This is a genomic window from Clostridium sp. AM27-31LB (genome assembly GCF_003480745.1).
GTDB lineage: Bacteria > Bacillota > Clostridia > Lachnospirales > Lachnospiraceae > Butyribacter > Butyribacter intestini.
Window position 1 is genome coordinate 409,804 of record NZ_QUJS01000002.1, and the last position, 23,449, is coordinate 433,252.

A 23,449-nucleotide genomic window follows, 5' to 3' on the forward strand; every position below is an offset into this window, starting at 1 on the left:
TCCAATTCTCAAAACCCAAAAATTACAAAAATTTCTTTTCAAATGTGTCAACAGATAATGGTTTTGAAAAATAAAATCCCTGAAACATCTCACATCCATGTCCGATAATGAGATTTGCTTCTTCCTCTTTCTCAACACCCTCCACCAGCAGACCTTTGCCAATTTTTTCAGTCAATAAAACTGTAGCGTCAAGTACCGCAAGTTTTTTTTCATCATTTATATTATCATTAAAAAGTCTTATATCAAATTTAATATTATCTATAAGGTTGCTGTTTAACATATTTAGTGAAGAATAACCACCTCCAAAATCATCTACTTCTATTTTAAATCCAAATTTTCTAAGTGCAGACAATACATTTAGTTTTGTTTTTGTTTCAGTCATAAGAACATTTTCAGTTATCTCCAGTCTAAGTCTTGACGGATCAACCTCATACTTATTGACTAAACCGGTAAGAATTTTATACACATCAAGATAAAAGAAATCTTTTGCCGAAATATTTATCGACAGATACAGATTTTCTTTTCCCATATCTTTCCATCTTTTTAACTGGATTATCGCCTGTTCCCATACCCAGCCGTCCAGCTGATATATAAGCCCCTTCTTTTCAAATATACTGATAAAACGCCCTGGCATTATCAACCCTTTTTTAGGATGTTCCCATCTTACAAGCACTTCTGCTCCATGAATTCTGCCGGATTTTGATACTCTTGGCTGAAGATTAATCTTAAACTGTCTTTCATTAAGAGCAGTATCAAAATCCTTTATGAGCTCCTTCTCAAAACTTATCTCGTCCATCATATCATTATCAAAATATGCAACATTACATTCACTATTTTTCTCGACATTTTCAATAGCAATATAAGCCTTATCACACATTTCAGAAACCGGCTCATCAACATCATTCACCTCATATATTCCTATATTTATGCATACTCCAAACAGCTTGTTATGATAATGTCTGCTAATCTTTGCATTTTTCTGCACGAAACTATCTATATCAAACAGTTCTTTAGGAACACACATTGCAAACTTATCCCCTATAAGCCTGCCGTAGACATATTCTGTTCCCGCTTTTTCTTTTAATATTTCAGCCTGCTGTTTTAATACTTCATCTCCCATCTCAATTCCAAAAAGATCATTTATCATCTGTATATTATTTATTTTGGTACAAATGATAAGACGCCTTATGTCAGGATTCATATGTATCACTTCATTTACTCTGTCATAAAACTTCTCACGCGTATATATACCTGTTAGATTGTCATGAGTAGCCCTGTAAACTGCACTTTTGTACTTTTCAATCTCATTTGTTCTGTCACTCATACAGAAGTAGTATCCGATAAGCATATCCTTATCATCATATATTTTTTTGAACTCAGCCTTTATATATATTTCTTCATCTTTATATATATGTCCCTCTGTCCATACAGACGCTTCCTCCCCATCCATATGTCTTCTTTCAAGCCATATAGGCAGATATTTTTCAAAAATTCTTATATCATCCTGCACTTCAAACAGATCTCTTGCAAGTTGATTTGCGTATATACATTTTCCCTGAAAATCAAAGCAGATTATACCACTGTTCATATCATCCACAACAAGCGAAAGTGTTTTTTCAACAAGACCCGCCGGCATAAAATTAAGTGCATAATAACTTATTAAAAACGCTTCAAGAACATATAACGGAATTGAGATATCTACTGCTATTGCGGAATATATGTACATTGCATTTAAAACAATAACAAACGCAAGCGTAAATAAAACAACTCCATATTTTTTTCTGTAAAACTGTGGCACTTCCCTCATTTTTTTTATCAACAATAAAATAACAAATGCTATAAGCAAATATGAAAAGGCTAAATGCAAATAGAATAATGGTTTGAAATTGCATAAATAATTAAAGCCTGTCTTTCCATAACATATCCGACCTATTGAGAATGCCGTCTTAAATTTCACATTTAAAAGCAGATTTATGTCATCAAGCATTGCAATAAAATACATAATCCATTTTATCTTTTTATGCGAATATGTAAAGTCCGTATATATCTTTAAAAATCTCAAAAAGAAAAGCATCAGCCAGTCAATTGAACCACAATATAAAGCAGCAAATAGATAGCCTGCATTTTTATTGTATGCATTTAAGAAAAGTACATAACCACAAACTGTCACAACTGAAGTCTTAAGTAATTTTCCTATTGAGTTTGAAATATCTGTATTTATGTATTTACATCTGTAAATGCATGATAACAATCCGATAAGAATCAGAATCCAGATAATAAATAATACAATTATCATATCTTCCTCCAAATATATTCTCCATAATGATGCCATAACTTGTTACTTTACTGCATATGTATTATATTATAACTCTTTTTGAATGAAAATTGTATTGTTTTTTTTTATAAAAACCAGCGTTTTGCTCCCCAAGAATTGCTTTGCAATTCTCGTATGTAAAAAAGACAGGGCTTTTTATGCCCTGTCTTTTTATCTTTTAATATTTTTATATTAGAAAAGATCAACCTTACCTGCATATCTGTCATTGATAACATAATATGCCGCTCTGTCCTCAGGTTTTAAGTAAAGTTTCAACGACTTGATATTGCCTGCTCTGTGTCCCTCTGATACATACTGTTCTTTGATTCTTTCTATAATAGCATTCTGGTCTGCTTCTTCTCCACAATACTGTAAATAAACTTCAGGAGCAAGCTGCTCTTTTGGCTTATTTTTGCTTCCCGGCTTTCTTCCTCTCTTTTTTGGTGCATCAGCTTTTTTGTTTGTTTCAGTCTTTGAAGCTGTCTGCTTTAATCCGGTTGTCTTTTTCTCTGTAGCTGTAGTTGCTTTCTTTACTGTAGCATCTGCTGCTTTTGTTTCTGTCTGCACTTTCTTATCTTCAACAATTTTTGCATCAGCAGTTTTCTTTTCATTAACATCTTCTGCCTGCTTTTTAACATCAGCTTTTGTTGCCTCTTTATCAGTAGAAACATTAGTTTCCTGTAAAGTATTCTGAGTCTTTGGTGATTCTTTTTTACTTCCTGCAACAGTGTTTTTTCTTCTTCTTCCTGCCATGATACCCTCCAAAAAATATTATTAATTATGTACGATAGTCATATATTTATGTGTTTTTAACACACTTTATATATACACTAAATATATTAAGTATATTACCTATTAAATAAAAATGCAATAGTTTTTGTTATTTTAATTTTTTTCTCTGTTTACAAACCATATTCCAAGTGCAACTAAAATTATTGAAATAATATATCTGAAATAAAACCTTTCACCCGTTAAAATGCAGGATGTAAGTGTTCCAAACACTGGAATAAGTGCATTAAATATTGCAATCTGCCCCACCGGATTACATGATAATAATTGGTTATATAACACAAAACCGACAACGGAAATTGCCACAAGACAAAACATAACAACTATTCCTTTCAAGGTTACTTTTGTCAATGTACCTCCCAAAAACAGACCACCTGCAAGTAACAGAACACCTCCAATAGTCAGTCCATATCCTGTTGCCTTAACCGCATTTATATTTCTTACCGTTGTTATTATCCTCACGATAACTCCGCCAAAGGCGGCACATAATGTACTTATAACAAGAAATCCTTCACCCTGAAAGGAAACTTTACTTATAATATCAGTACTGAAATTCGCAATGATTATACCTGCAAATCCAAACAGACAACCTAAGATTTTATTTGAAGTAAGCCTTTCTTTAAAAAATAATACCGCAAGAAATATAAGCCAGAAAGTACCAAGAGAATCTATTATTGATGCCTTGCTTCCGCTGCAATTAGAAAGTCCCATATAAAAACAAAAATAATGAAAACCGGTATTTACAAATCCAAATAAAAACAGCCAGGAAAAATCCTTTAAAGATTTTATTTTAATATTTTTTTCTCTTTTATATGTAATTATAAGCGTTATGATTCCGGCAAGAAAGAATCTTATTCCTGCAAAAAGCATCTTACCTGCCATGTCATCATTTGATATGGCATATTCTTTCATTCCCAGTTTAATAAACGGAAATGCACATCCCCATGAAAACATTGCAATTATTGCAAATAATATCACTGTTTTTCTCTTTGTAAAAAGACTTTTTTTCATTGTTCTTTCTTTGTCATTTTTATCTGTTAATATCATATCACTCCTCATTTCTGCACATATTTTTTGTGCATAATGTGAAATTAAAAATATTTACACTATTAACTCATCATTTTATTTTTTTGCCGGATTTACATGTACCATTATATGTTTTACTTTTGGAAATTCTTGTTCTATTGCATCATGAACGCGCTCTGCAACAGCGTGTGTTTCATCTAATGTCTTATTTCCGTCTGCAGCAATCTCCATATCGACATATATTTTATTTCCAAAAACTCTTGTTCTTAAAAGATCTATATTTTCAACTCCCGGGATATTCATCGCACACGCCTTTATTTTCTCCATTGTCTCATCATCACATGATTTATCGACCATTTTATTTACTGCATCCATAAATATGTCATATGCAGCTTTCTCAATGAAAATACATATAACAACAGATGCCAAAGGCTCCATTATCCCAAATCCAAGCCTTGCACCGATAATACCTATAAGAGCACCGATTGAAGAAAGTGAATCTGACCTGTGATGCCATGCATCAGCCATAAGTGCACTAGAATCTATCTGTTTTGCATAATATCTTGTGTACCAGAACATAAGCTCTTTTACCACTATTGATACAACTGCCGCTACAAGTGCCAAAATTCCCGGCATTTCAACATTATAATCCCCCGCCATAATTTTTACAACTGCACCATATCCGATGCCTATGCCTGTAGCTGCAAGTACCGTGGCAAGAATTATCGCTGCTACACATTCAAGTCTCTCATGTCCGTACGGATGATCGTTATCAGAGTCTTTTCCTGATATTTTTACTCCTATCATAACTATTATCGTGCTGAAAACATCAGATGCAGAATGAACGGCATCACTTATCATAGCTCCTGAATTTGCAAAGATTCCCGCAAATAGTTTTCCCGCTGATAATAATAAATTCCATATAACACTCACGATTGATACCTTCATCGCCGTCTTTTCATAATTATCTGCATTCGTCATAATAATTCCTCCTTTTTAACTGAATGTACTCTCGGTATCTTCTCAAAACGAGTCATTTCGAGAGCACACCCCTATTATTGACTTTTTAAGCTGCACCCGAAAGAATTGCTTCGCAATTCCCGTTGGCACCACACTACTTTACGAGCATTTTTCTATACAATAAAAAAGTGAAAATCCATACTGTCCCGGATTTTCACTTTAAAAAATTGAGTAAAAAAGACCACGGGTCAGTATAAGTAACTACTGTCCCGTGGATATGATAATTTCTATCACCAATCATTTGACGATATATGATAAATCTCATATTGTATATAAATACATAAAAAACATAATAATCCACTGTCACTAATGTGACCCGGCTCCTATCGGCCTGTTCAGTTTGTACTGTAGTAAATATATGCAGTGCAAAGAGTTTTTAATAGTTTATTTTAAATATATTACATCAGTTTATCTGAAATTGCAAGTATTTTTTTCTTGCCCGACTATACATCATAAGTATAGTATTCATATCCATTCCTTTTGCCACAAGACAAATAAAATGTTCTCTTGCGGCCTCATAATAATTAAATAAAATTAATTTTTCCGTAAGATTATCATAAACTTTCCAATAACCTGTATATAATTCATTTTTTCCATTGTTAATTATAAATCCTTCTACATCCTCGACCGGATAGCCTAGTAATATCCCCATCTCATGTGGAAAATCCTCCTGAGTAGTCTGATACATAGAAAATCGTATTGCAAATTCCGGCAGCAGTTCATCAATATAAACGCTGTCATAACCAAGTTTTCTTACAAACTGCCTGTTTTCTTTTTGGAAAAGATATTGTTGAAGTTCATTTTTTCTGTATAAAAGTATGTTTGCCTTAGCCGCATCCTCATACAGAAAATATGCAGATATATCCGTCTCATCTATAATGTTATAAACTTCATCTACCTTATTTTTATCAATTATAAAAAGATTGGAAACCTTTATCCCTGTTATTACAGGAGCACATTGTAACGCAAGCTGCAATTCTACATCTTTCTTATCCATATTTTTCAATAAACAGAGTACATTTGTCTTCATATAACCTCCTGCAAATGTTATCAGTAATTGTCCAACTGATTAACATTATAAAACTCTAGTTAGATGCTTCTAACTTATATTCTAATGCTACACTAAATAGCATTTGCAGTCAATAAGGTTATTGATACAATATATCATTACTATTATATGGCAACAAATATATTTATCACTCCGATAACAGCACCGATAAGTGCTCCAAGATTTACTATAGTCTGAAGTTCATTTTTCATCACCTGCATAACAAGGTCTTCAAGTTCGCTTACCTCCATCTCGTTTATCTTGTCCTCGACTATTTTCTGTATGTCTATATATTCAGAAATTATATCTCCGCCTTTTGAGATAACTGTATCAAATATCTTTTCAAATACAGATTCTAATATATCAGTATCAAGTCCGAGTTCAGAAAGATTTTCATTTATAGGATTTTCCATAAATGATATGACCTCGGCATCAACCAACGGATGTATAAATTCCTCACCATGATTTTTTATATACTCAGCTAACGCATTTCCGATAGGTGCCGACATTGTGGATATTGTCGACTCATTTAAAAACATTTCCATCATTGTGCCTTTTACTTTTTCGGCAAGCGTTTTTCCTGCTATCTGTGACACTAATGCATTTAAATCAACTTTTTCAAAAGCATTTATTATCTTTGAAGTTATAACATCACTCACTCTATCTTTGAGCCTGTCATAATCGCTCTTATATTCTGCTTCCTCTATTATATTTTCATAATCTTCAGTTTCATATTCTGTATTTTTTGACACTTCATTTTTATTTTCAGCAACATTTTCGTTTTCTTTTTTAAGGCTGTACTCTGTAATATAGTCTTTTAATGAACTATCGTTGTCAAAAACCGTTTCTTTTATCTTCTCAAATAGATGCTCTTTCAAATCTGACTCTGTTATAGCTGCCACTATATCATCATTTGTAAATAGATTTTGTCCAACTGCTTTTCCAACGGCTGATGCTATCCTCGGCTGATTTTTCGGAATGACTCCCGGTGTAAAAGGCAGTTTCTTTCCAAATACAAATACAGGTTTTCTGGGTCTGAAAAGCATTTTTATTGCAATATAGTTTGTGCAATATCCTATTAATGCTCCGACAAGTATCGGTATTATAATTTTTAAGTATTCCATGATTTTCCTCCATTTCCATGCAGTTTACTGCACATATCAGTTTTGTATCAGGCACAAAACTCTGATGTAATTTCTATAAGTAAAGTGTTCAGAAGCACTTTGACTTCACTCTCAAATACAAAGAAAAGCCAGAGTTTTAGCACCCTGGCTTTTGATTTTTTATCCCTTTTCAGGCTATTAAATTGTTCGTTTTCAGATTTCTTCTAAAATTTCATTCAAGAAATGTCTTTCGCTTTCAGATTTTACTCTGCTGAATCTGTAGTTTCTTCATCCTCATCTTCCTGGTTATTATTTGATGCGATAACATTTACAACTATTGTCTCCGGATCTGTTGTAACTTCAATCTTATCATTCTTTGATATGTCAAGGTCTTTTACTTTTATCGTATCACCAAGTCTGAGACTTCCAACATCAAGTTTAATCTTGTCAACCAAATCAGCAGGATATGCTTTATATGATACTTCCTCAAGCAACTCTTCAAGAACACCCTCAACTACTTTTTCTTTATTAAGTAATACAATCTCAGCAGTATTGTGAATCTTTTCATTGCTTACTAAAGCCTGAAACTCTATATCCAAAACATGCTTAGCCATATTGTCATAATCTATTTCCTTAATGATTACATCGTATTTCTTTCCCTCAACTTCAAGGAACAACTGGCTTCCTTTGTCATTGTAGCGCAATACATCACTTACATCTTTCTGAGTCATTTTTACAGGAATAGAACCCTCTATCTCTCTGCCGAAAAGGTTACCTGTGACATAACCCTCTCTTCTTAATGCCTTAGCCTTTGCGTTTCTTTTCTCTGCTTTTAAAGTATTCATTTGTCTTTTCCTCCAAAACGATTAAAATTTGCAACTGCAAATATGAAGATTTAATCCATATTAGTATCACTGCAGTTGTAGGCAAAATTTGAAATCGCCTGGTGATCACTAGGTATCTTTCTGATACAATTGTGTTATACCACTTTATTTGGCACTCGTCAAGTATGAGTGCTGATTAGAATTGTGAAAATTTTGTGAACTTTTTCTTTTGCACATCTGCCATAAATGATATAAATTTTTATAAAACAACCTATTTATCTCATAAATTATTACTTTAATAATCCGGTCTCATAAGAGTTCCCTTTTTAAAGGTAACACCTGCCGTCTCAAACGGATATGAAATTTTTGAAACATAATACCACGGATCATTCTCATCGGCAGGATTTTTAAGAATGTGAAACTGCTGTGCAGGCATATAACCCTGTCCGAGCAAAAAAGCCTTGTCACCATCTTTATTTTCGCATACATCAACTACCATCTCAACATGACCCGGACTTCCGCCATATATAAAAATGTCTCCCGGCTGTATATCTTTCTCAGAAATCTTCTTTGACTCCTGAACCATTGACAGTGTACCTGCATAAGTAAATACAAATTTGAGATAGCTGTCAAATATTTTATATGAACTGTCTGCTTTCTCACTGTGCACCCAGTAGGTCTTATTTCCGTCAACTTTCACTCTCATGCCCTGACTCCATTTTGAAAATCCTACCTCAAAACCGTTAGTCAGATGAAATTTTATCCTGTCATATTTTTTTTGCTTATAATAATACTCCGCATAAAGTCTTATGACCGAATCGGCACACTGCTGAAGATTTCCATCGGTGAGTTTCATTTTTAATACTGCCGCATGGGCATCCTGTCTGTGGCTTAATTTTCCATTGTATAGTGAAATCTTTTTTCCATCTTTATATAGAGGATATTTTCCGAGGAACTCTCCGAATGAATTTTTTGAGATATTTCTTTTATAACCCTTTGGAGTTTTAAACCTTGTCCTGATATTATTTCCTGATATATTAATTATGCTTTGACTGTTGTCTTTTTTCGTTGTTTCGGCGGTATCACCGGACTTGTCCTTTCCGTCTTCACCATTCTTTTGGGAACTTATCACCGAAGCCGCTTTTTGGCTTTTTCTGTTCATGTCTTTTCTGGCACATATCACCGTATCAGCGATAACAATGATAAGCACAATGATAAAACTCATCAAAGTCAGATGTTTAAATCGTCCGTTTTTCATAAAATCCCTCCCTATGCAAAAGCAGAACATCACTCCGCTTTTTATGTACAAATAATTCTGCCGCTAAAAAATTTACAACTCACAAAATCATAACTTTAATAATACCTTGCGACATATTAATACTCTGCTAAAATTATAACACATCGGTCAAAAAAAACTATTAAGATTTTATTATTTTTAATGCATAATCGTAACAGTTCAGTTACAACAATATAATCGGTAATATCTTAGCTTACTTAATGTATTGCTGATTATATTGTTATTGTAGAATAGCCTTTAAAACTTTTCTCCTTGAATATCATTGCCAAATCTCCTATAATAAAAACATCGAAAAAAATAATATGCTCTCGAAATCTTCTGAACGAAGAATTTTGAGCGTAACATATCAATGGAGGAAATCAATGTTAAAAACTTGTAATGTGCCACAATAAAAACATAACTTTAGATGGTATCACATTTAAAAACATGAAATACGGACATTTTATAGAGATAGATGCTTCTAAAAATGTGACGGTAAACAACTGCACATTCACCGGATATAAAGCAAGTAAACGCCATACTTCCGAAGCAATAAACCTTGACACTCCAGATAAGAAAACAAAGGGATTTACTCATGACTGGAGTAAATATGACTGCACTGCAAACCAGAATGTAAAGATTACAAAATGTATTTTCTCAAATCTTGAAAAGGCAATCGGAACACACCAGTACTCTGTTAAAAAATATCATACTGGAATTACAATATCCGATTGTACCATAAAAAATTGTGTCACTGTTATCAAAGAAGTCCCCCGCTTCTATTAGAAGTGGGGGACTTCCCTAATATCAGGCTGCCTGTTCTTCTCTGTTTACATTCTTATCACTCTCAAAAATCTTAAATACATTTCTCACAAGAGGTCCTGCTATAAATGTCTGCCAGAAAAATGCCATTGGGAAGTTTAATACATATTTCTGAAGCCATACAGCAACTACTTCTGATCCTGGATGTGCAAACAATACCGTAGCTATAAGACTCATTGTAGGGCACATAAGTGCAACTATCATAGATGAGATAGCAACCGTTACCATAAACTCGCTTTCTTTCCCCGGTGTTACAAATCTGAAAGCAAGCTTTATTGCAAGTCTCTCAAAAACAAACATTTCAAGAATAACTGCCACTGGCCACATTATAGGCATTTCATGAAAAGCTATCAAAAAGATTTCGTTACTCATTTCTCCTTTATCAATGGCAATATTGTAACACACCATTCCATAGACCATGATAAATGCCATAATGGCAGTAAAAATAAAGTTCTGAAGTTTCGTTCTCTGCATAATAAATATCTCCTTTTTTCTAAAAATGGGCATAAAAAATACATGTGTGTTGTTCGTTAATCAGGTGATAGTTCACACATGTGTCGTTTCCAATTTTTTACCAAAGATTTTTATGCAGTTTTTAACAACGAGTGAGATTATACCACATAAAAAAAGACTTTGCAAGAAGTTTTAACTTTACTGTTAGTAATATTTACGGCACTGTCTTACATAGATAATCATAATAAAAAGAAATAGCATCCTCTACGGCTCAATGTGAAAGATGCTATTCTTTATAGTTATTTTACTGTATCTCAAAATCTTTACTGTATCTTAAACAGTTTAGCACCATGAGAAGCTACAAATACGCTATCCTTATCAATAAGGTCAACATCTTCATGATTCCAAAGCTCTACTGCTTTAGTTCCCGTCACTCCGTAGTTTTTAACATCCTCCCACGGAATAGCCACATCACAGTTCTGCTCTTTGAGATTAAATACTGCTACATAGTATGAACCGTCCTCTGTGTCTTTTGAGCACCAGATAACATGTTCATCATCTCTCTCTATCTGTCTTGCACCCTCAGAATGTTTTAAGAGTCCTAGCACATCCTTGTTTGTGATAAGTTTCTTTGTCCAGTCATCAAGCTGCAAAAGGTCTGCTCCGAGCATAAGTGGTGAACGGAATATGCTCCAAAGTGTCATAAGTGTTATCTGCTCATCATGCGAGAAATTACACTCCCACTCATGACCGAAACCTTTTCCGAGTTTACCAAGTGTCAGCATATCACAGTCAGGATAACATCCTTCACTCACATGGTTCTGCCAGAGTTCACAACGCCAGAACATAGGCAGGAGTAAATCCCATCTGTCCCAGAAATCGTCAGTGATACGCCACATATTAGCATATTTCTCATAATGCCATGCCTCTTCTATCTTTGCCGGTCCCGGTGAAAGACTTAAAACTATCTCACGACCACACTTCTGAATTGCATTGTAGAGCATTTCTATCTCTTTTTTTGCAGATGGCATATCCATACGGCAAATATCATCACATTTAATAAAATCAACGCCCCACTGTGCGTAAAGTTCAAAAATGGAATCATAGTACTCCTGTGCACCGTCGGCATCAGGACGGACACCGTACATATCAGGATTCCAGTCACAGATGTTTGACGGGTCTGCTATATCATTTGCAAGAGCCGTACTTCCAAGTATCTTTGTATGCTCATGTGCCGCCTGTCTCGGAATACCACGCATTATATGAATACCGAATTTAAGACCGAGACTGTGTATATAATCTGCCAACGGCTTAAATCCGTTGCCTTCTTTTGCTGATGGGAATTTATCCACACATGGGAGAAGTCTTGAATATTCGTCCATCTCAACTTTCCAGAACGGAATATACTGATATTTGTCTCTTTGACTTCCCGTATCATAACTGTACCATTCAATATCGACAACGACATATTCCCAGCCAAACTCTTTGAGATTTTCAGCCATGTACTCTGCTGTCTTTCTGACCTGCTCCTCATTTACCGATGTGTCATAATAATCATAACTGTTCCAGCCCATAGGCGGTGTCTTTGCAAAAAGATTTTTGTTCATAAGTCCTCCTGTAATAATTTATATTAAAATTTCGTCTTCCACACAAAAACAAATTTTGCATGGAGTAATTTAGTTATCTATAAACTATTTTACCAAAAACTTAATATCTTTTCAATCCCCTTTATAAATCTGACTTAGAATAATCTTGTGCATCCTTTATCTGCTCATAAAGTGATTTTCTGACTTTTTTTCTCGTGACCTCGACAAGTCCGAGTTTTGTCATATCGACAAGTATCGTTTTTACCGGGTCTTTCGCAAACTCGGTTCTAAGTCTGTCCATAAGCTGTTTGTTATAGTCTGCATCCTTCATATCTATAAAATCTATGAGTATCATTCCTGACAGATTTCTAAGCCTTAGCTGCTTTGCTATCTGTGTTGCCGCTTCGAGATTGACTTTTAAAAATGTTTTTTGCACATCTTTCTTTTTTGAGATTGCTTTGCCTGTGTTCACATCAATAGACACAAGTGCCTCAGTAGGCTGTATCACAAGATAGCCGCCGTTTTTAAGCCAGACTTTAGGCATAAGTGCGTGTTCTAATGTCTTTGTAACATCATAGACTGCATCAAGTTTTCCGTCGGCATTATCCCAGCGTTTTATCTTTTTTATATCCTCAGGCTGATATATCTTCGCAAACTCCATTATCCTGTTAAAGATTTCATCATCATCCGTAATTATGCTTTCAAGCAGTGAATCATAAGAGTCTCTTATATCGCACAAATAAGCGTCAGGGGCATGGTAAAGACAGTTAAACTTCGCCCTGTGCACACCAAATTTTTTTATATTTTCAAGCTGCTGTTTAAGAAACGCTATCTCTTTTAATATTTTTTCATCCGATGCATCCTTACAGTTTGTCCTTGCCACAAATCCGTAATCTCCGTCTATATTATTTCTCAGAAATTCCCTGAGCTGCTGTTTTCTCTCGGCATCTTTTATCTTCGACGATATGCTGACCGTTTTCTCACCGTATATCAGCACGACATATTTTCCCGGAAAATTAAGTGTTCCTGAAAGCGTCGGCGGCTTTGTCTTTACCGCCTCCCTCTCTATCTGAACGATTATCTCATCACCTATAAGCACTCTTGTCCCGTCCGATACAACACCGTCCGTATGTATAGGACAAACTTTTGCATCGAGCGAGAGATACCCCATCTTTCCCTGCTCATACTCGACAAAAGCCGCATTTATATTTTTGACTATATTTCTGACTTTGCCGACATATATATCTCCTAGGAGTGAACCCGCATCCTCAGGCTGTGCCTGTATCTGTGCGACCTTTCCGTCCTCAACTCTCACCGACAGTACCGCACCGTCTTTTTTAGTTATAAGTAACTGATTTGCCATTATTTAAGCCATCTCCTGTTTTCCAAACTCTGATAAAGGTACAAGACTGCACGGTATTTCAGAATAAAGCAGATGCACCTCTCCTTTTTTTGCTGTCTTATCAGCATACATTTCAAGCCTGTGTATCTGATAGTCGAGCGTATTATACTCAAATCCGTTCATCTTTGCCATAGCTTCTAAGACAAGCTCCGGCTTTATATTTACTACACTTCCCGCTGTAAGCTGACAATAAAATACAGGCTTATAAAAAGCAGTGTCTAATTCAAGACTGCCGTAATCATTTTTTGTCTCATTTTTGAAAGCATCCATATCATTTTCAATATGATATATGTTCGGCTTTATATCCACTACCTTTTCTGAACGCTTTGTCTTTTTTAATATCTCTATCTTTTCGGCTTCTTTTATCTTTCTTACTGCCTCTTTTGCAAATGCATCATCTGTAAGAGGGTTGTCCTTATCCGGTTTTATACATATCACATAGTCACACGCCGAGAGCATTGCCATTGACGGCTTTGCTTCATCATCAAGTATCGTAAAATCCTTGACCGTTATCTCATCATTCATAACGGCATTTATACGCTCTATCATTTCTTCCTGCGAATCACTTTTTTCCAGTGTCACATCAAGGTACTCCGCATCACTGCTAAGTCCTATTCCGAGTGGTGATGCAAAAGACATAAGCTGATGTGGTGAAAATCCCTTACTGTAACTTACTTCTATCTCGGCACGCCTAAATGCTTTCTGAAAATATCGCATCACATCCAGATGGCCTATAAAACGCATTGAACCAATTTTACTGAATTTTAATCTTGCTTTCATATCCGTCACCCGTTCCTTTCCGCATCACTGCCTGTCAGATTTTCAACACATACACCGCACTTAAATTTCATAGCACCGCAGCCTGCACATTTCACACGACAGTTAGGGGTAACCTGTGCTTTTAACGAATTTTCATACTCTCTTCGCATAAATTTCTTTGTGACACCTATATCTATGAAATCCCACGGGAACAGCTCGTCCTCAGGTCTTTCACGGCCGATATAAAATGCCATGTCAAGTCCATTGTCCTCAAATGCCTTAAGCCAGTTCTCATATTTAAAATATTCCGACCACGCATCATAAAAACACCCACTCTGATATGCTTCAAGTATAACCTTGTTAAGTCGTCTGTCACCTCTTGCAAACACTCCCTCAAGCTCTGATACATCTGCATCATGGCAATTATACTTGATACTTTTCTGATTGAGCTGTTCTCTTACCTTGCCAAGCAGGAAATTTCTCTTATCCTTTGCCTGCTCCTTTGTGTTCATAGGTGACCACTGGAACGGTGTAAACGGCTTTGGCACAAATATTGATGTACTCGTGACAATGCTTACCTTTCCGTTTCTCTCATCTTTTGGAATCGTATAATATTCTCTTGCTATCTTGTCAGATAATATTGCAATCCCCTCTATATCATCATAAGTTTCACCCGGAAGTCCGAGCATAAAGTAAAGTTTTACCCTGTTCCAGCCTCCACGGAACGCATCCATGGCACCTGTAAGAATATTTTCCTCCGTAAGCCCCTTATTTATAACATTTCTCATTCGCTGTGTTCCCGCTTCCGGAGCAAATGTAAGACTTGATTTTCTTATATCCTGCACCTTTGACATTACATCAAGTGCGAATGCATCTATCCTGAGCGACGGAAGTGAGATATTTACACCCTTGTCCCTGTATTCGTCTATAAGCCAGTAGACAAGTTCCGGAAGTTCCCTATAATCGCTTGAACTGAGCGAACTAAGCGAAATCTCCTCATGTCCCGTTGCCTTTAACATAGCTGCTGCTCTCTTTTTAAGAAAATCAAGACTTCTCGGTCTTATAGGTCTGTAAAGCATACCCGCCTGACAAAAGCGGCATCCTCTTATACATCCACGCTGTATCTCAAGCACAACTCTGTCCTGCGTGACCTTGATGTAAGGCACGAGCGGTTTTTCGGGATAATAAGTTTCCGACATATCAAGTTCCACCTGTTTGATAACAGTCTTAGGTGCTTCTTCCACGATAGGATAAAAATCTTTAAGTGTTCCGTCCCCGTTATACTCCGCTTCATAAAACTGAGGTATATACATTCCCGGTATCTGTGCGGCAGCCTTTAAAAATTCCACTCTGTCATTACCTGACTTTTTCCACTCCTTGTATGCGTCCATAAGGTCAAAATATACAGTTTCTCCCTCTCCTATATAAAATATATCAAAGAAATCTGCTATAGGTTCAGGATTGTATGAACAGGGACCTCCGCCTATAACAAACGGATCATCCTTTGTCCTGTCCTTTGCCAGAAGCGGTATCTTTGAAAGGTCAAGTATCTGTAATATATTTGTATAACACATCTCATACTGAAGCGTAATTCCAAGAAAATCAAAATTCTTTATCGGCTCCTGACTCTCCAATGCGAAAAGCGGTATATCCTGCTCACGCATTATCTTATCTAAATCCACCCACGGTGAGTAGACTCTCTCACAATATATATCATCCCGCAGATTGAACATATCATATAATATCTGTATGCCAAGATGCGACATACCTATCTCATATACATCGGGAAAACACATACAAAATCGTATATCTACTTTTGACGGATCTTTTTTTATCATGTTAATCTCGCCACCGATATATCTTGCCGGCTTATCAACAGATAACAATATCTCATCACTTAAAGCTAGTTTTCTCATTCAGTTCCTCCATAACATCACTTATAATATTTCCGGTAATTTCAACCATATCATGCCAAACTGTGCCTTCTTTTGACATCGCCTGTCTGATAGATTTATTACTATAGTTTCCGATTGTAAGATCTCCAAAACATAAAACAAGAACAGCAGAAAATATAAGTAAAAGAAGTGTTATCTTTGTCATAAGCGACGAACCATCACCCACATTTTCCTGCATTTCCTCGTAATTGTCAGAAAATGCCAGCCGCGCTCTCATTATTTTTTCTGAACGTGTATCAACTGGCATTTCTTCATTATAATCATATTCATTCATATTCTTATACATAATTTGCATAACATAACTTTTATGTAAATTATGCTGCATACCCTCCTCATCACAATTATCTTTTTTTAAAGGATATGCTTTTACATTTAAAGACATGACTTTTATCTGGTACTTTATTTTTATTTATCAGCGTCCCATGTAAGACCTTGATACTCATGACATTCCTCACGCGTGAGAAGTGTCTGGATTGCATCAGTGGCAGATACTCCGTCAAATAACACCTCGTTTATCTGTTCTACGATAGGCATTGAAACATTGTATTTCTTAGCAAGTGCAAATGCAGCTTTTGCTGAATAAACACCCTCTACAACCTGATTTACCTCTTTCATAGCCTCATCCATAGACATTCCTTTGCCGATTAATACACCTGCATTATGATTACGGCTGTGTGTACTTGTACAGGTAACGATAAGGTCACCTATTCCCGAAAGTCCACAGAAAGTTTCCATATGTCCACCCATAGCAACACCAAGTCTTGCAATCTCAGTTATACCTCTTGTGATGAGTGCTGCCTTCGTATTGTCTCCAAGTCCGAGTCCGTCGCAGACACCGGCTGCAAGTGCTATTACATTTTTGATAGAACCTCCCAGCTCAATGCCGATTATATCAGGGCTTGTATATACTCTGAAACGGTCATTCATAAATATCTTCTGAACATATTTTGCTGTTTCTTTTGATGTAGAACCAACTACAACTGTAGTAGGCATACCTATTGAAACTTCCTCTGCATGACTTGGTCCTGACAATACAGAGACATCCATTCCAGGCATTTCCTCACAAATTATATCTCTAAGTGTCATCAATGTATCATTCTCAATTCCCTTTGCAACATTTACTATCCTTTGTCCCTTAGGGATAAATTCTGAAGCTTTTTTTGCTGTTGATCTGACATAAGGTGAAGCAACAGAAAAAACTATAAGATCGAATCCCTTACAGGCACTTTCAAGATTACTTGTAACAACTACTGACTCAGGAAGCTTAACTCCCGGAAGTCTGTCTTTATGTTCCCTGTGTGTCTGTAACATCTCAACTTCCGACTCTACAGCCGACCAGAGTGTTACCTCATGACCATTATTTGCTAACATTATCGCAAGTGCCGTTCCCCAGCTTCCGGCGCCTAAAAAACTAACTTTACTCATAATAATCCTCCATTTCTGCACAGTCTTTTGTGCATCTCATACCATTCTCTTTTCTAAAATAATGTGACATTTCTGCCACTACATCTCTTTTTTTGAACCAATCTTATTCTCTTTTCCATGAATCAGTCTTACAATGTTCTGCCTATGCTGGAAATATGCAAAAGCTGTAAATAACAGACTGATTACCATCATATGTATAAATCCCTTATCATTTCGATGCATTATCAAGGTATTTGCCGGTATATACCACGCAACAACAAGTGAACCAAGTGATACATATCTCGTACACACAACTATCAATGCAAATATCAAAATTCCGGTTGGAATAAAAAGCGGGTGTGCAGCCGACATAACGACAGCCGCCGTAACTGCAATACCTTTTCCACCCTTAAATCCAAGATAAAAAGGGTAATTATGTCCAAGTACCACACCAAGTCCCATATACAAACATAAGAGATACCAGTTGTCAGGTGATAAGAATATCCTTATCACAAGAATCGGCATGACAGCTTTTGCAAGATCTCCCACAAATGTTATAAGTGCAGGCAGCTTGCCTAAAACTCTCAAAACATTTGTAGTACCTGCATTGCCACTCCCATGTTCCCTTATATCTATATGATGGAATTTTCCCACAAAATATCCGCTTGATATACACCCGCAAAAATACCCTATCACCAAACAGATTATGTTATGAATCATATCTTCGCCCATTTCAATCTCCATTCCCACTCAAAACATTGAGTATGGTATAAAAAAGCTGAATCAATTTTCATACCGGCCTTTTATTTTTCTTTGCGTTCTCTTATTATAAACTTAAGAGGTGTCCCGGCAAAACCGAATGCCTCTCTTATCTTATTCTCAAGATACCTCGTATATGAGAAATGCATAAGTCTCTTGTCATTTACAAATATAACAAATGTAGGCGGTTTTACGCTTACCTGTGTCATATAATATATTTTAAGTCTTCTTCCCTTATCTGATGGCGGCTGCTGCATTGCAACTGCTTCAGTAAGGATTTCGTTAAGAACACCCGTTGCTATTCTTAATGAATGATTTTGTATAACAACCTCAATGGCCTCAAACAACTTTGGAAGTCTCTGTCCCGTAAGTGCCGACACAAACATAATCTCAGCATAAGGCATGAATGACAGTGTATTTCTTACTTTTTTACTAAATTCAGACACTGTCTTATTGTCCTTTTCAATAGCATCCCACTTATTGACTGCTATTATCATACCACGACCTCTGTCATGGGCGATTCCGGCAATCTTTGCATCCTGCTCGGTGATACCCTCAGTCGCATCGATAACAAGGACTACCACATCGGCTCTCTCAACAGCTGAAACCGTACGGAGTATTGAATATCTCTCGATTTCCTCTTTTATCTTATTTTTTCTTCTAAGACCTGCTGTATCTATAAATACATATTCTTTGCCATTCCACTTTACTGCCGTATCAACTGCATCTCTTGTAGTTCCGGCAACATCAGACACAATAACCCTATTTTCTCCGAGAAGTTTATTTATAATCGATGATTTTCCTGCATTTGGCTTGCCGACTATCGCAATCCTCGGTCTTTCATCCTCAGCATCATCCTCATTTTCAGGAAAAAGAGCTGTGACTTCATCGAGCATATCACCAATTCCTAATTTGCCAATTGATGATATAGGATACGGATCTCCGAGTCCTAAATTGTAAAATTCGTAAACATCAGGCATAAGCTTGTCAAAATTATCTACTTTATTTACGACAAGAACTATCTTTTTCTGTGCTTTTCTAAGCATCTCAGCGACTTTATAATCAGCATCGACAACACCCTGCTTTACATCGACAACGAACATTACAACATCTGCCATCTCAATCGCCATCTCAGCCTGCTCTCTCATATGGCGGAGCATCTGATTGTTTGTCTCTGGCTCGATTCCACCGGTATCCATCAGTGTAAAGTGATAATTAAGCCAGTTTACATCAGCATATATCCTGTCTCTTGTAACACCCGGAGTATCTTTTACTATCGACAGGCGTTCGCCGACAAGCATATTAAAAAGTGTTGATTTTCCGACATTTGGTCGTCCGACTATCGCTACTATAGGTTTAGCCATATGAACCTCCGTTTCTATTTTATGTACTCCCGGTATCTTCTCAAAGCAAAGAATACTGAGAGCACATTATTTGACACTTTATCCGTTACAGCACGCACTTTAAATTACGAACAATAACCTTATCTGTAATTAACCTGCTTTATGCTTCTTTAACATTTTTGATAAGATAATTTTTTACATTCTTATATAAAATATCATCTTTTATAATAGACTTGGCATCTACTCCATAATAATCCTTAAATGTAGAATTAAGTTCTTTCTCATTCTTACAATTATAGTTTGTAAGATAAGTCTTAACTTCATCCTTATACTGTTTGTCTGTAACCTTTATATTTTCTTTTTCAGCTACAGCACCATAAACAAGCTGCTTTCCAACATCAGACTTAGCTGTAGTCTCAAGCTGTTTGTTAAAATCTTTAGTTGAAAGATTCTGTGACTTAAGATAATTCTCAAGTGTGTAGCCATTATTTTTAAGGTAATATGTTATAGATGTCTTAAGCTGTGTTTTCATTGTGTCCATCTTTGATTTAGGATAATCTTTTATCTTACAAGTGTCATAGAATACCTTCCATGCCTTCTCACCTAAAAGCGTGTCCCTTACATACTGTGTATATCCCTTTGCAGTATTTTCATAATTCTTATCAAAATCTTTTAAATTTTTCTTTACGAATTTGTCCGTAAGTTTTGGATATACTTCCTTAAAGTTTATCGTAACAGAAAATACTGCCTTTTTACCGGCAATTTTCTGGTTCTGACTGTAAGATTTAGGGAATGTAACCTTTACTTTACATCTTGAGCCAATCTTTTTACCGATAAGTCCATCCTCAAAGCCGTCAATGAATGATTTTGAACCGATTTCAAGATCATATCCTGCTTTGTTTGTCTTTTTTGTAAGACTGCCTCCGTCAAAAGTCTTTCCATTTATTTTTCCAACATAATAGATATTTACTATATCGCCTTTTTTTACTTTTCCTGTTTTTACCTTTTTATAATCCCCTGTACTCTTGATATTCTTCTCCACCTGCTCTTTTGTGGATTTGTCGATCTCACTCTTTTTGATCTTAATGGTTGAATAATCGCCAAGTGTTACATAATCAAGACATTTTACACTCTCTGCACTTTCTTTTTTTGTATCAGAAGTTGTCTTTTTATTTGTTATCGCATTTTTAAGTTTGTTCGTAGCTGAACATCCTGTTGATGCGAGTGCAATCGATGCACAAAGTGTTACTGCCAGCAATTTACTATATTTTTTCAAAATAATTCCTCCAGATAATAAATATTTATTTTATTTTGTAATACTTTAAAGTACACATTTTCGCTTCAAAGCAAAACACAACAATCTATTTTATACCATAAATCCATCAAAAAATCAACCTTGTATATCACTTGACGATATTTCAGAAAAAAGTTATAGTATTTCAAGGTAGTTATATACAACTAATTAAAATAAACGCATACATTCTGATGCAGAGAGAGGTAGATAATGTCCAGTAGAAAATTCAAAGATTCAATGCCACTTGCCCCGCTTAAAATTGTCGCTCTTGGCAATCAGACGGAACTTGGCGAAAAGATTAACAAAGAGATTATCGCTCGAAGACACAAAGCACTTTCCGAAATGCAGAAACCTGATTTTAAGATGACAGGATATGATACGGAAAACTATCTTGTTTCCTATGACTGTCCAAGATTTGGTACAGGCGAAGCAAAATGTGTCATAAACGAGTCTATGAGAGGTGTAGACCTTTTTATCATTGTTGACACCGTAAATTACGGACAGCAGTACACTATGAGAAATGAAACAACTAATATGTCACCTGATGACTTTTTCATGGATCTCAAGCGTGTCATAATGGCATGCAGCGGTCACCCTAGAAGAATAACCGTAATAATGCCATATCTCTATGAGGGCAGACAGCATATCCGTTATATAAATGAATCACTTGACTGTGCACAGGCACTTCAGGAACTTGTTTCGATGGGAGTTGAAACGATAATCACTTTTGATGCACATGATAACCGTGTTCAGAATGCGATACCAAATCACGGATTTGATAATTTCTTCACATCTTTCCAGTTTATCGATACAGTTGTAAAAACAAATCCTGATATAAAGATAGACCCTGAACACATGATGGTTATCTCGCCTGACCTAGGTGGTATGAAAAGAGCCGTATATTACGCTGGTGCTCTTGGCATTGAGATGGGATTATTTTATAAACGAATGGATTATTCAAAACTTATTGATGGTGAGCATCCTGTAGTTTCGACACAATTCCTCGGAAATGATGTTTCCGGAAAAGACATTATCATTATTGATGATATGATTTCAACAGGGCACACTATTCTTGAAGTCGCAAAGGAATTAAAAAACCGTGGTGCAGGCAAAATATTTATCTGCGTAACATTCGGTCTGTTTGCAAATGGAACAACAGAACTTGACAACGCATATAAAGACGGCTTATTTGATGCCATCTACACTACAAATCTCTGTTATTGCCCGGAGGAGATAAAGAACAAGCCTTATTACCACAGCGTTGATTTGAGCAAATATATAGCAGCGATCATCGACACTCTCAACCATGATACAAGTGTCAATGACCTAATTGATGCAACTCAGAGAATACAGGAGCTTATGGAAAAACACTCTATGTCAATCTGATAAATCCGTTCAGATTTCCGCGTTTTCCCCTGCTTGCTCTGTGGGAATATAATATATCAGGATTACAGCAGGTACAGATGCCGCTTATATGTATGTTTTTATCAGGTACTCCGGCATCTGAAAGCTGTACCCTGTTAGCCTCCCACAGATTTAAAAGAAACTTATCTTCTGTCTCAGGTTTTCTCATAACTATATTTTCTGCTATGCCATTCCTGCCAAATTCTTTTATGAACTCTATTGCTACATCTTCACTGACCTCATAACATTTCCGGCATATTGAAGGACCTATTATACATATTATGTTCTCAGGTCTGCTTCCAAACTGCTCTGCCATCTTTTTTATGGTCTTTTGTCCTATCCTTGCTACAGTTCCTCTCCATCCCGAATGGGAAGAACCAATAACTTTCCCCACTGTATCAATAAAAAACAGTGGTACGCAGTCAGCAAATGATGTTGCAAGCGTAAGACCTTTTTTGTCAGTTACCATACCATCAACACCCTTTAGCTTCTTTTCGATTTTCTCTCCGGCAGCATATCTCTCATCGACATATTCAATTTTATCTCCATGTACCTGGTCTGAAAGTATGAGCTTTTTATAATCAGTACCCAGTGCCTTACACATTCTGCGGTAGTTTTCTCTGACATTTTCTTCCTTGTCTCCTCTGTCCCATCCAAAATTAAGACTTGAAAGATAATCTTTATCAGTCACACCCCCAAGTCTTGTCGAAAACGCAAGCGATACAAAGTCATATCCGTCAAGGCAGCGAAATCTTATCATCGGAACACCCTTGTTCACCTCGCAATAGCACTCTTTACTGCTCATCTCCCTGCGTTTTATCATATATTCTACCTTTTCCTTATATTTTTCAACCATATTCACACCTCT

Annotated in this window: 21 protein-coding genes and 1 riboswitch; of the genes, 2 read left to right on the forward strand and 19 right to left on the reverse strand. The window is 36.1% G+C overall.

The genetic code is table 11. The annotated features are described in order from the left end of the window. Positions 1-22 precede the first annotated feature (22 nt). From DW721_RS05430 to DW721_RS05465, 8 genes are all read right to left on the reverse strand, one after another. Complete coding sequence (locus DW721_RS05430) at positions 23-2,296, reverse strand: GGDEF domain-containing protein (protein WP_182436221.1); 2,274 nt, start codon at positions 2,294-2,296, stop codon at positions 23-25. 210 nt (positions 2,297-2,506) lie between these two features. Then, the gene (locus DW721_RS05435; RefSeq protein WP_118498889.1) at positions 2,507-3,067 is read right to left on the reverse strand and encodes a DUF6465 family protein; all 561 of its coding nucleotides are present in this window, start codon (positions 3,065-3,067) and stop codon (positions 2,507-2,509) included. Positions 3,068-3,199: 132 nt separating this feature from the next. Beyond that, on the reverse strand, positions 3,200-4,150 hold the full coding sequence (locus DW721_RS05440; protein ID WP_182436222.1) for a DMT family transporter: 951 nt from the start codon (positions 4,148-4,150) through the stop codon (positions 3,200-3,202). Between the two features lie 75 nt (positions 4,151-4,225). Beyond that, positions 4,226-5,110 (reverse strand): cation diffusion facilitator family transporter, encoded by an 885-nt coding sequence (locus tag DW721_RS05445; protein ID WP_118745082.1) that lies wholly within the window; start codon positions 5,108-5,110, stop codon positions 4,226-4,228. 241 nt (positions 5,111-5,351) lie between these two features. Then, a riboswitch (NiCo riboswitch) is annotated at positions 5,352-5,498 on the reverse strand. 54 nt (positions 5,499-5,552) lie between these two features. Further along, complete coding sequence (locus DW721_RS05450; RefSeq protein WP_118498883.1) at positions 5,553-6,179, reverse strand: DUF3793 family protein; 627 nt, start codon at positions 6,177-6,179, stop codon at positions 5,553-5,555. Positions 6,180-6,322: 143 nt separating this feature from the next. Continuing rightward, complete coding sequence (locus DW721_RS05455; protein WP_118745083.1) at positions 6,323-7,321, reverse strand: DUF445 family protein; 999 nt, start codon at positions 7,319-7,321, stop codon at positions 6,323-6,325. 242 nt (positions 7,322-7,563) lie between these two features. After that, positions 7,564-8,145 (reverse strand): 50S ribosomal protein L25, encoded by a 582-nt coding sequence (locus DW721_RS05460; protein ID WP_055942800.1) that lies wholly within the window; start codon positions 8,143-8,145, stop codon positions 7,564-7,566. A 274-nt stretch (positions 8,146-8,419) separates the two neighbouring features. Continuing rightward, complete coding sequence (locus DW721_RS05465; protein ID WP_182436223.1) at positions 8,420-9,382, reverse strand: DUF4846 domain-containing protein; 963 nt, start codon at positions 9,380-9,382, stop codon at positions 8,420-8,422. 465 nt (positions 9,383-9,847) lie between these two features. Between DW721_RS05465 and DW721_RS05470 the strand changes: the two genes are divergently transcribed. After that, positions 9,848-10,186 (forward strand): hypothetical protein, encoded by a 339-nt coding sequence (locus tag DW721_RS05470; protein WP_243035955.1) that lies wholly within the window; start codon positions 9,848-9,850, stop codon positions 10,184-10,186. A 21-nt stretch (positions 10,187-10,207) separates the two neighbouring features. On the opposite strand, the gene DW721_RS05475 is transcribed toward DW721_RS05470, so the two are convergent. The 10 genes from DW721_RS05475 to DW721_RS05520 all read right to left on the reverse strand — a co-directional run bounded on the left by DW721_RS05475 (position 10,208) and on the right by DW721_RS05520 (position 21,159). Further along, positions 10,208-10,696 carry a DUF2798 domain-containing protein gene (locus DW721_RS05475; RefSeq protein ID WP_118745085.1) on the reverse strand — a complete coding sequence of 163 codons (489 nt, stop codon included), beginning with the start codon at positions 10,694-10,696 and terminating at the stop codon, positions 10,208-10,210. Between the two features lie 302 nt (positions 10,697-10,998). Then, complete coding sequence (locus tag DW721_RS05480) at positions 10,999-12,282, reverse strand: glycoside hydrolase family 27 protein (RefSeq protein WP_118745086.1); 1,284 nt, start codon at positions 12,280-12,282, stop codon at positions 10,999-11,001. A gap of 121 nt (positions 12,283-12,403) precedes the next feature. Continuing rightward, entirely contained in the window at positions 12,404-13,624 is a 1,221-nt protein-coding gene (locus DW721_RS05485) for a ribonuclease E/G (RefSeq protein WP_118745087.1), read from the reverse strand. A 3-nt stretch (positions 13,625-13,627) separates the two neighbouring features. Next, positions 13,628-14,443, reverse strand: coding sequence for a TIGR03936 family radical SAM-associated protein (locus DW721_RS05490; RefSeq protein WP_147355383.1), 816 nt, complete (start codon positions 14,441-14,443; stop codon positions 13,628-13,630). A 5-nt stretch (positions 14,444-14,448) separates the two neighbouring features. Continuing rightward, complete coding sequence (locus tag DW721_RS05495; RefSeq protein WP_055942819.1) at positions 14,449-16,338, reverse strand: TIGR03960 family B12-binding radical SAM protein; 1,890 nt, start codon at positions 16,336-16,338, stop codon at positions 14,449-14,451. Further along, a complete protein-coding gene (locus DW721_RS05500; RefSeq protein WP_022013985.1) occupies positions 16,316-16,702 on the reverse strand; it encodes a hypothetical protein in 387 nt (128 codons plus the stop codon). The genes DW721_RS05495 and DW721_RS05500 overlap by 23 nt, the downstream gene beginning before the upstream one ends. An 80-nt stretch (positions 16,703-16,782) precedes the next feature. Next, on the reverse strand, positions 16,783-17,802 hold the full coding sequence (locus tag DW721_RS05505) for an NAD(P)H-dependent glycerol-3-phosphate dehydrogenase (RefSeq protein ID WP_118745090.1): 1,020 nt from the start codon (positions 17,800-17,802) through the stop codon (positions 16,783-16,785). A gap of 78 nt (positions 17,803-17,880) precedes the next feature. Further along, positions 17,881-18,513, reverse strand: coding sequence for a glycerol-3-phosphate 1-O-acyltransferase PlsY (gene plsY / locus DW721_RS05510; RefSeq protein WP_022013983.1), 633 nt, complete (start codon positions 18,511-18,513; stop codon positions 17,881-17,883). 71 nt (positions 18,514-18,584) lie between these two features. Beyond that, a complete protein-coding gene (der, locus tag DW721_RS05515) occupies positions 18,585-19,904 on the reverse strand; it encodes a ribosome biogenesis GTPase Der (protein WP_022013982.1) in 1,320 nt (439 codons plus the stop codon). 139 nt (positions 19,905-20,043) lie between these two features. Next, on the reverse strand, positions 20,044-21,159 hold the full coding sequence (locus tag DW721_RS05520; RefSeq protein ID WP_118745091.1) for an FKBP-type peptidyl-prolyl cis-trans isomerase: 1,116 nt from the start codon (positions 21,157-21,159) through the stop codon (positions 20,044-20,046). Between the two features lie 225 nt (positions 21,160-21,384). On the opposite strand from DW721_RS05520, the gene DW721_RS05525 reads away from it, so the two are divergent. Further along, the gene (locus DW721_RS05525) at positions 21,385-22,563 is read left to right on the forward strand and encodes a ribose-phosphate pyrophosphokinase (RefSeq protein WP_347474828.1); all 1,179 of its coding nucleotides are present in this window, start codon (positions 21,385-21,387) and stop codon (positions 22,561-22,563) included. On the opposite strand, the gene pgeF is transcribed toward DW721_RS05525, so the two are convergent. Next, positions 22,550-23,437: a peptidoglycan editing factor PgeF gene (gene pgeF, locus DW721_RS05530; RefSeq protein WP_243035956.1), complete on the reverse strand. Its 888-nt coding sequence runs from the start codon at positions 23,435-23,437 to the stop codon at positions 22,550-22,552. The genes DW721_RS05525 and pgeF overlap by 14 nt on opposite strands. Between the last annotated feature and the right edge of the window lie 12 nt (positions 23,438-23,449).

What these genes read in the sequence shown, in the direction of transcription:
- DW721_RS05490 (WP_147355383.1), bottom strand. Translation starts at nt 14,443, where the DNA reads ATGAAAGCAAGATTAAAATTCAGTAAAATTGGTTCAATGCGTTTTATA.
- DW721_RS05475 (WP_118745085.1), bottom strand. Translation starts at nt 10,696, where the DNA reads ATGCAGAGAACGAAACTTCAGAACTTTATTTTTACTGCCATTATGGCA.
- DW721_RS05455 (WP_118745083.1), bottom strand. Translation starts at nt 7,321, where the DNA reads ATGGAATACTTAAAAATTATAATACCGATACTTGTCGGAGCATTAATA.
- DW721_RS05500 (WP_022013985.1), bottom strand. Translation starts at nt 16,702, where the DNA reads ATGCAGCATAATTTACATAAAAGTTATGTTATGCAAATTATGTATAAG.
- plsY (WP_022013983.1), bottom strand. Translation starts at nt 18,513, where the DNA reads ATGGGCGAAGATATGATTCATAACATAATCTGTTTGGTGATAGGGTAT.
- der (WP_022013982.1), bottom strand. Translation starts at nt 19,904, where the DNA reads ATGGCTAAACCTATAGTAGCGATAGTCGGACGACCAAATGTCGGAAAA.
- DW721_RS05485 (WP_118745087.1), bottom strand. Translation starts at nt 13,624, where the DNA reads ATGGCAAATCAGTTACTTATAACTAAAAAAGACGGTGCGGTACTGTCG.
- DW721_RS05505 (WP_118745090.1), bottom strand. Translation starts at nt 17,802, where the DNA reads ATGAGTAAAGTTAGTTTTTTAGGCGCCGGAAGCTGGGGAACGGCACTT.
- DW721_RS05440 (WP_182436222.1), bottom strand. Translation starts at nt 4,150, where the DNA reads ATGATATTAACAGATAAAAATGACAAAGAAAGAACAATGAAAAAAAGT.
- DW721_RS05465 (WP_182436223.1), bottom strand. Translation starts at nt 9,382, where the DNA reads ATGAAAAACGGACGATTTAAACATCTGACTTTGATGAGTTTTATCATT.
- DW721_RS05435 (WP_118498889.1), bottom strand. Translation starts at nt 3,067, where the DNA reads ATGGCAGGAAGAAGAAGAAAAAACACTGTTGCAGGAAGTAAAAAAGAA.
- DW721_RS05460 (WP_055942800.1), bottom strand. Translation starts at nt 8,145, where the DNA reads ATGAATACTTTAAAAGCAGAGAAAAGAAACGCAAAGGCTAAGGCATTA.
- DW721_RS05480 (WP_118745086.1), bottom strand. Translation starts at nt 12,282, where the DNA reads ATGAACAAAAATCTTTTTGCAAAGACACCGCCTATGGGCTGGAACAGT.
- DW721_RS05450 (WP_118498883.1), bottom strand. Translation starts at nt 6,179, where the DNA reads ATGAAGACAAATGTACTCTGTTTATTGAAAAATATGGATAAGAAAGAT.
- DW721_RS05430 (WP_182436221.1), bottom strand. Translation starts at nt 2,296, where the DNA reads ATGATAATTGTATTATTTATTATCTGGATTCTGATTCTTATCGGATTG.
- DW721_RS05470 (WP_243035955.1), top strand. Translation starts at nt 9,848, where the DNA reads ATGAAATACGGACATTTTATAGAGATAGATGCTTCTAAAAATGTGACG.
- pgeF (WP_243035956.1), bottom strand. Translation starts at nt 23,437, where the DNA reads ATGGTTGAAAAATATAAGGAAAAGGTAGAATATATGATAAAACGCAGG.
- DW721_RS05495 (WP_055942819.1), bottom strand. Translation starts at nt 16,338, where the DNA reads ATGAGAAAACTAGCTTTAAGTGATGAGATATTGTTATCTGTTGATAAG.
- DW721_RS05445 (WP_118745082.1), bottom strand. Translation starts at nt 5,110, where the DNA reads ATGACGAATGCAGATAATTATGAAAAGACGGCGATGAAGGTATCAATC.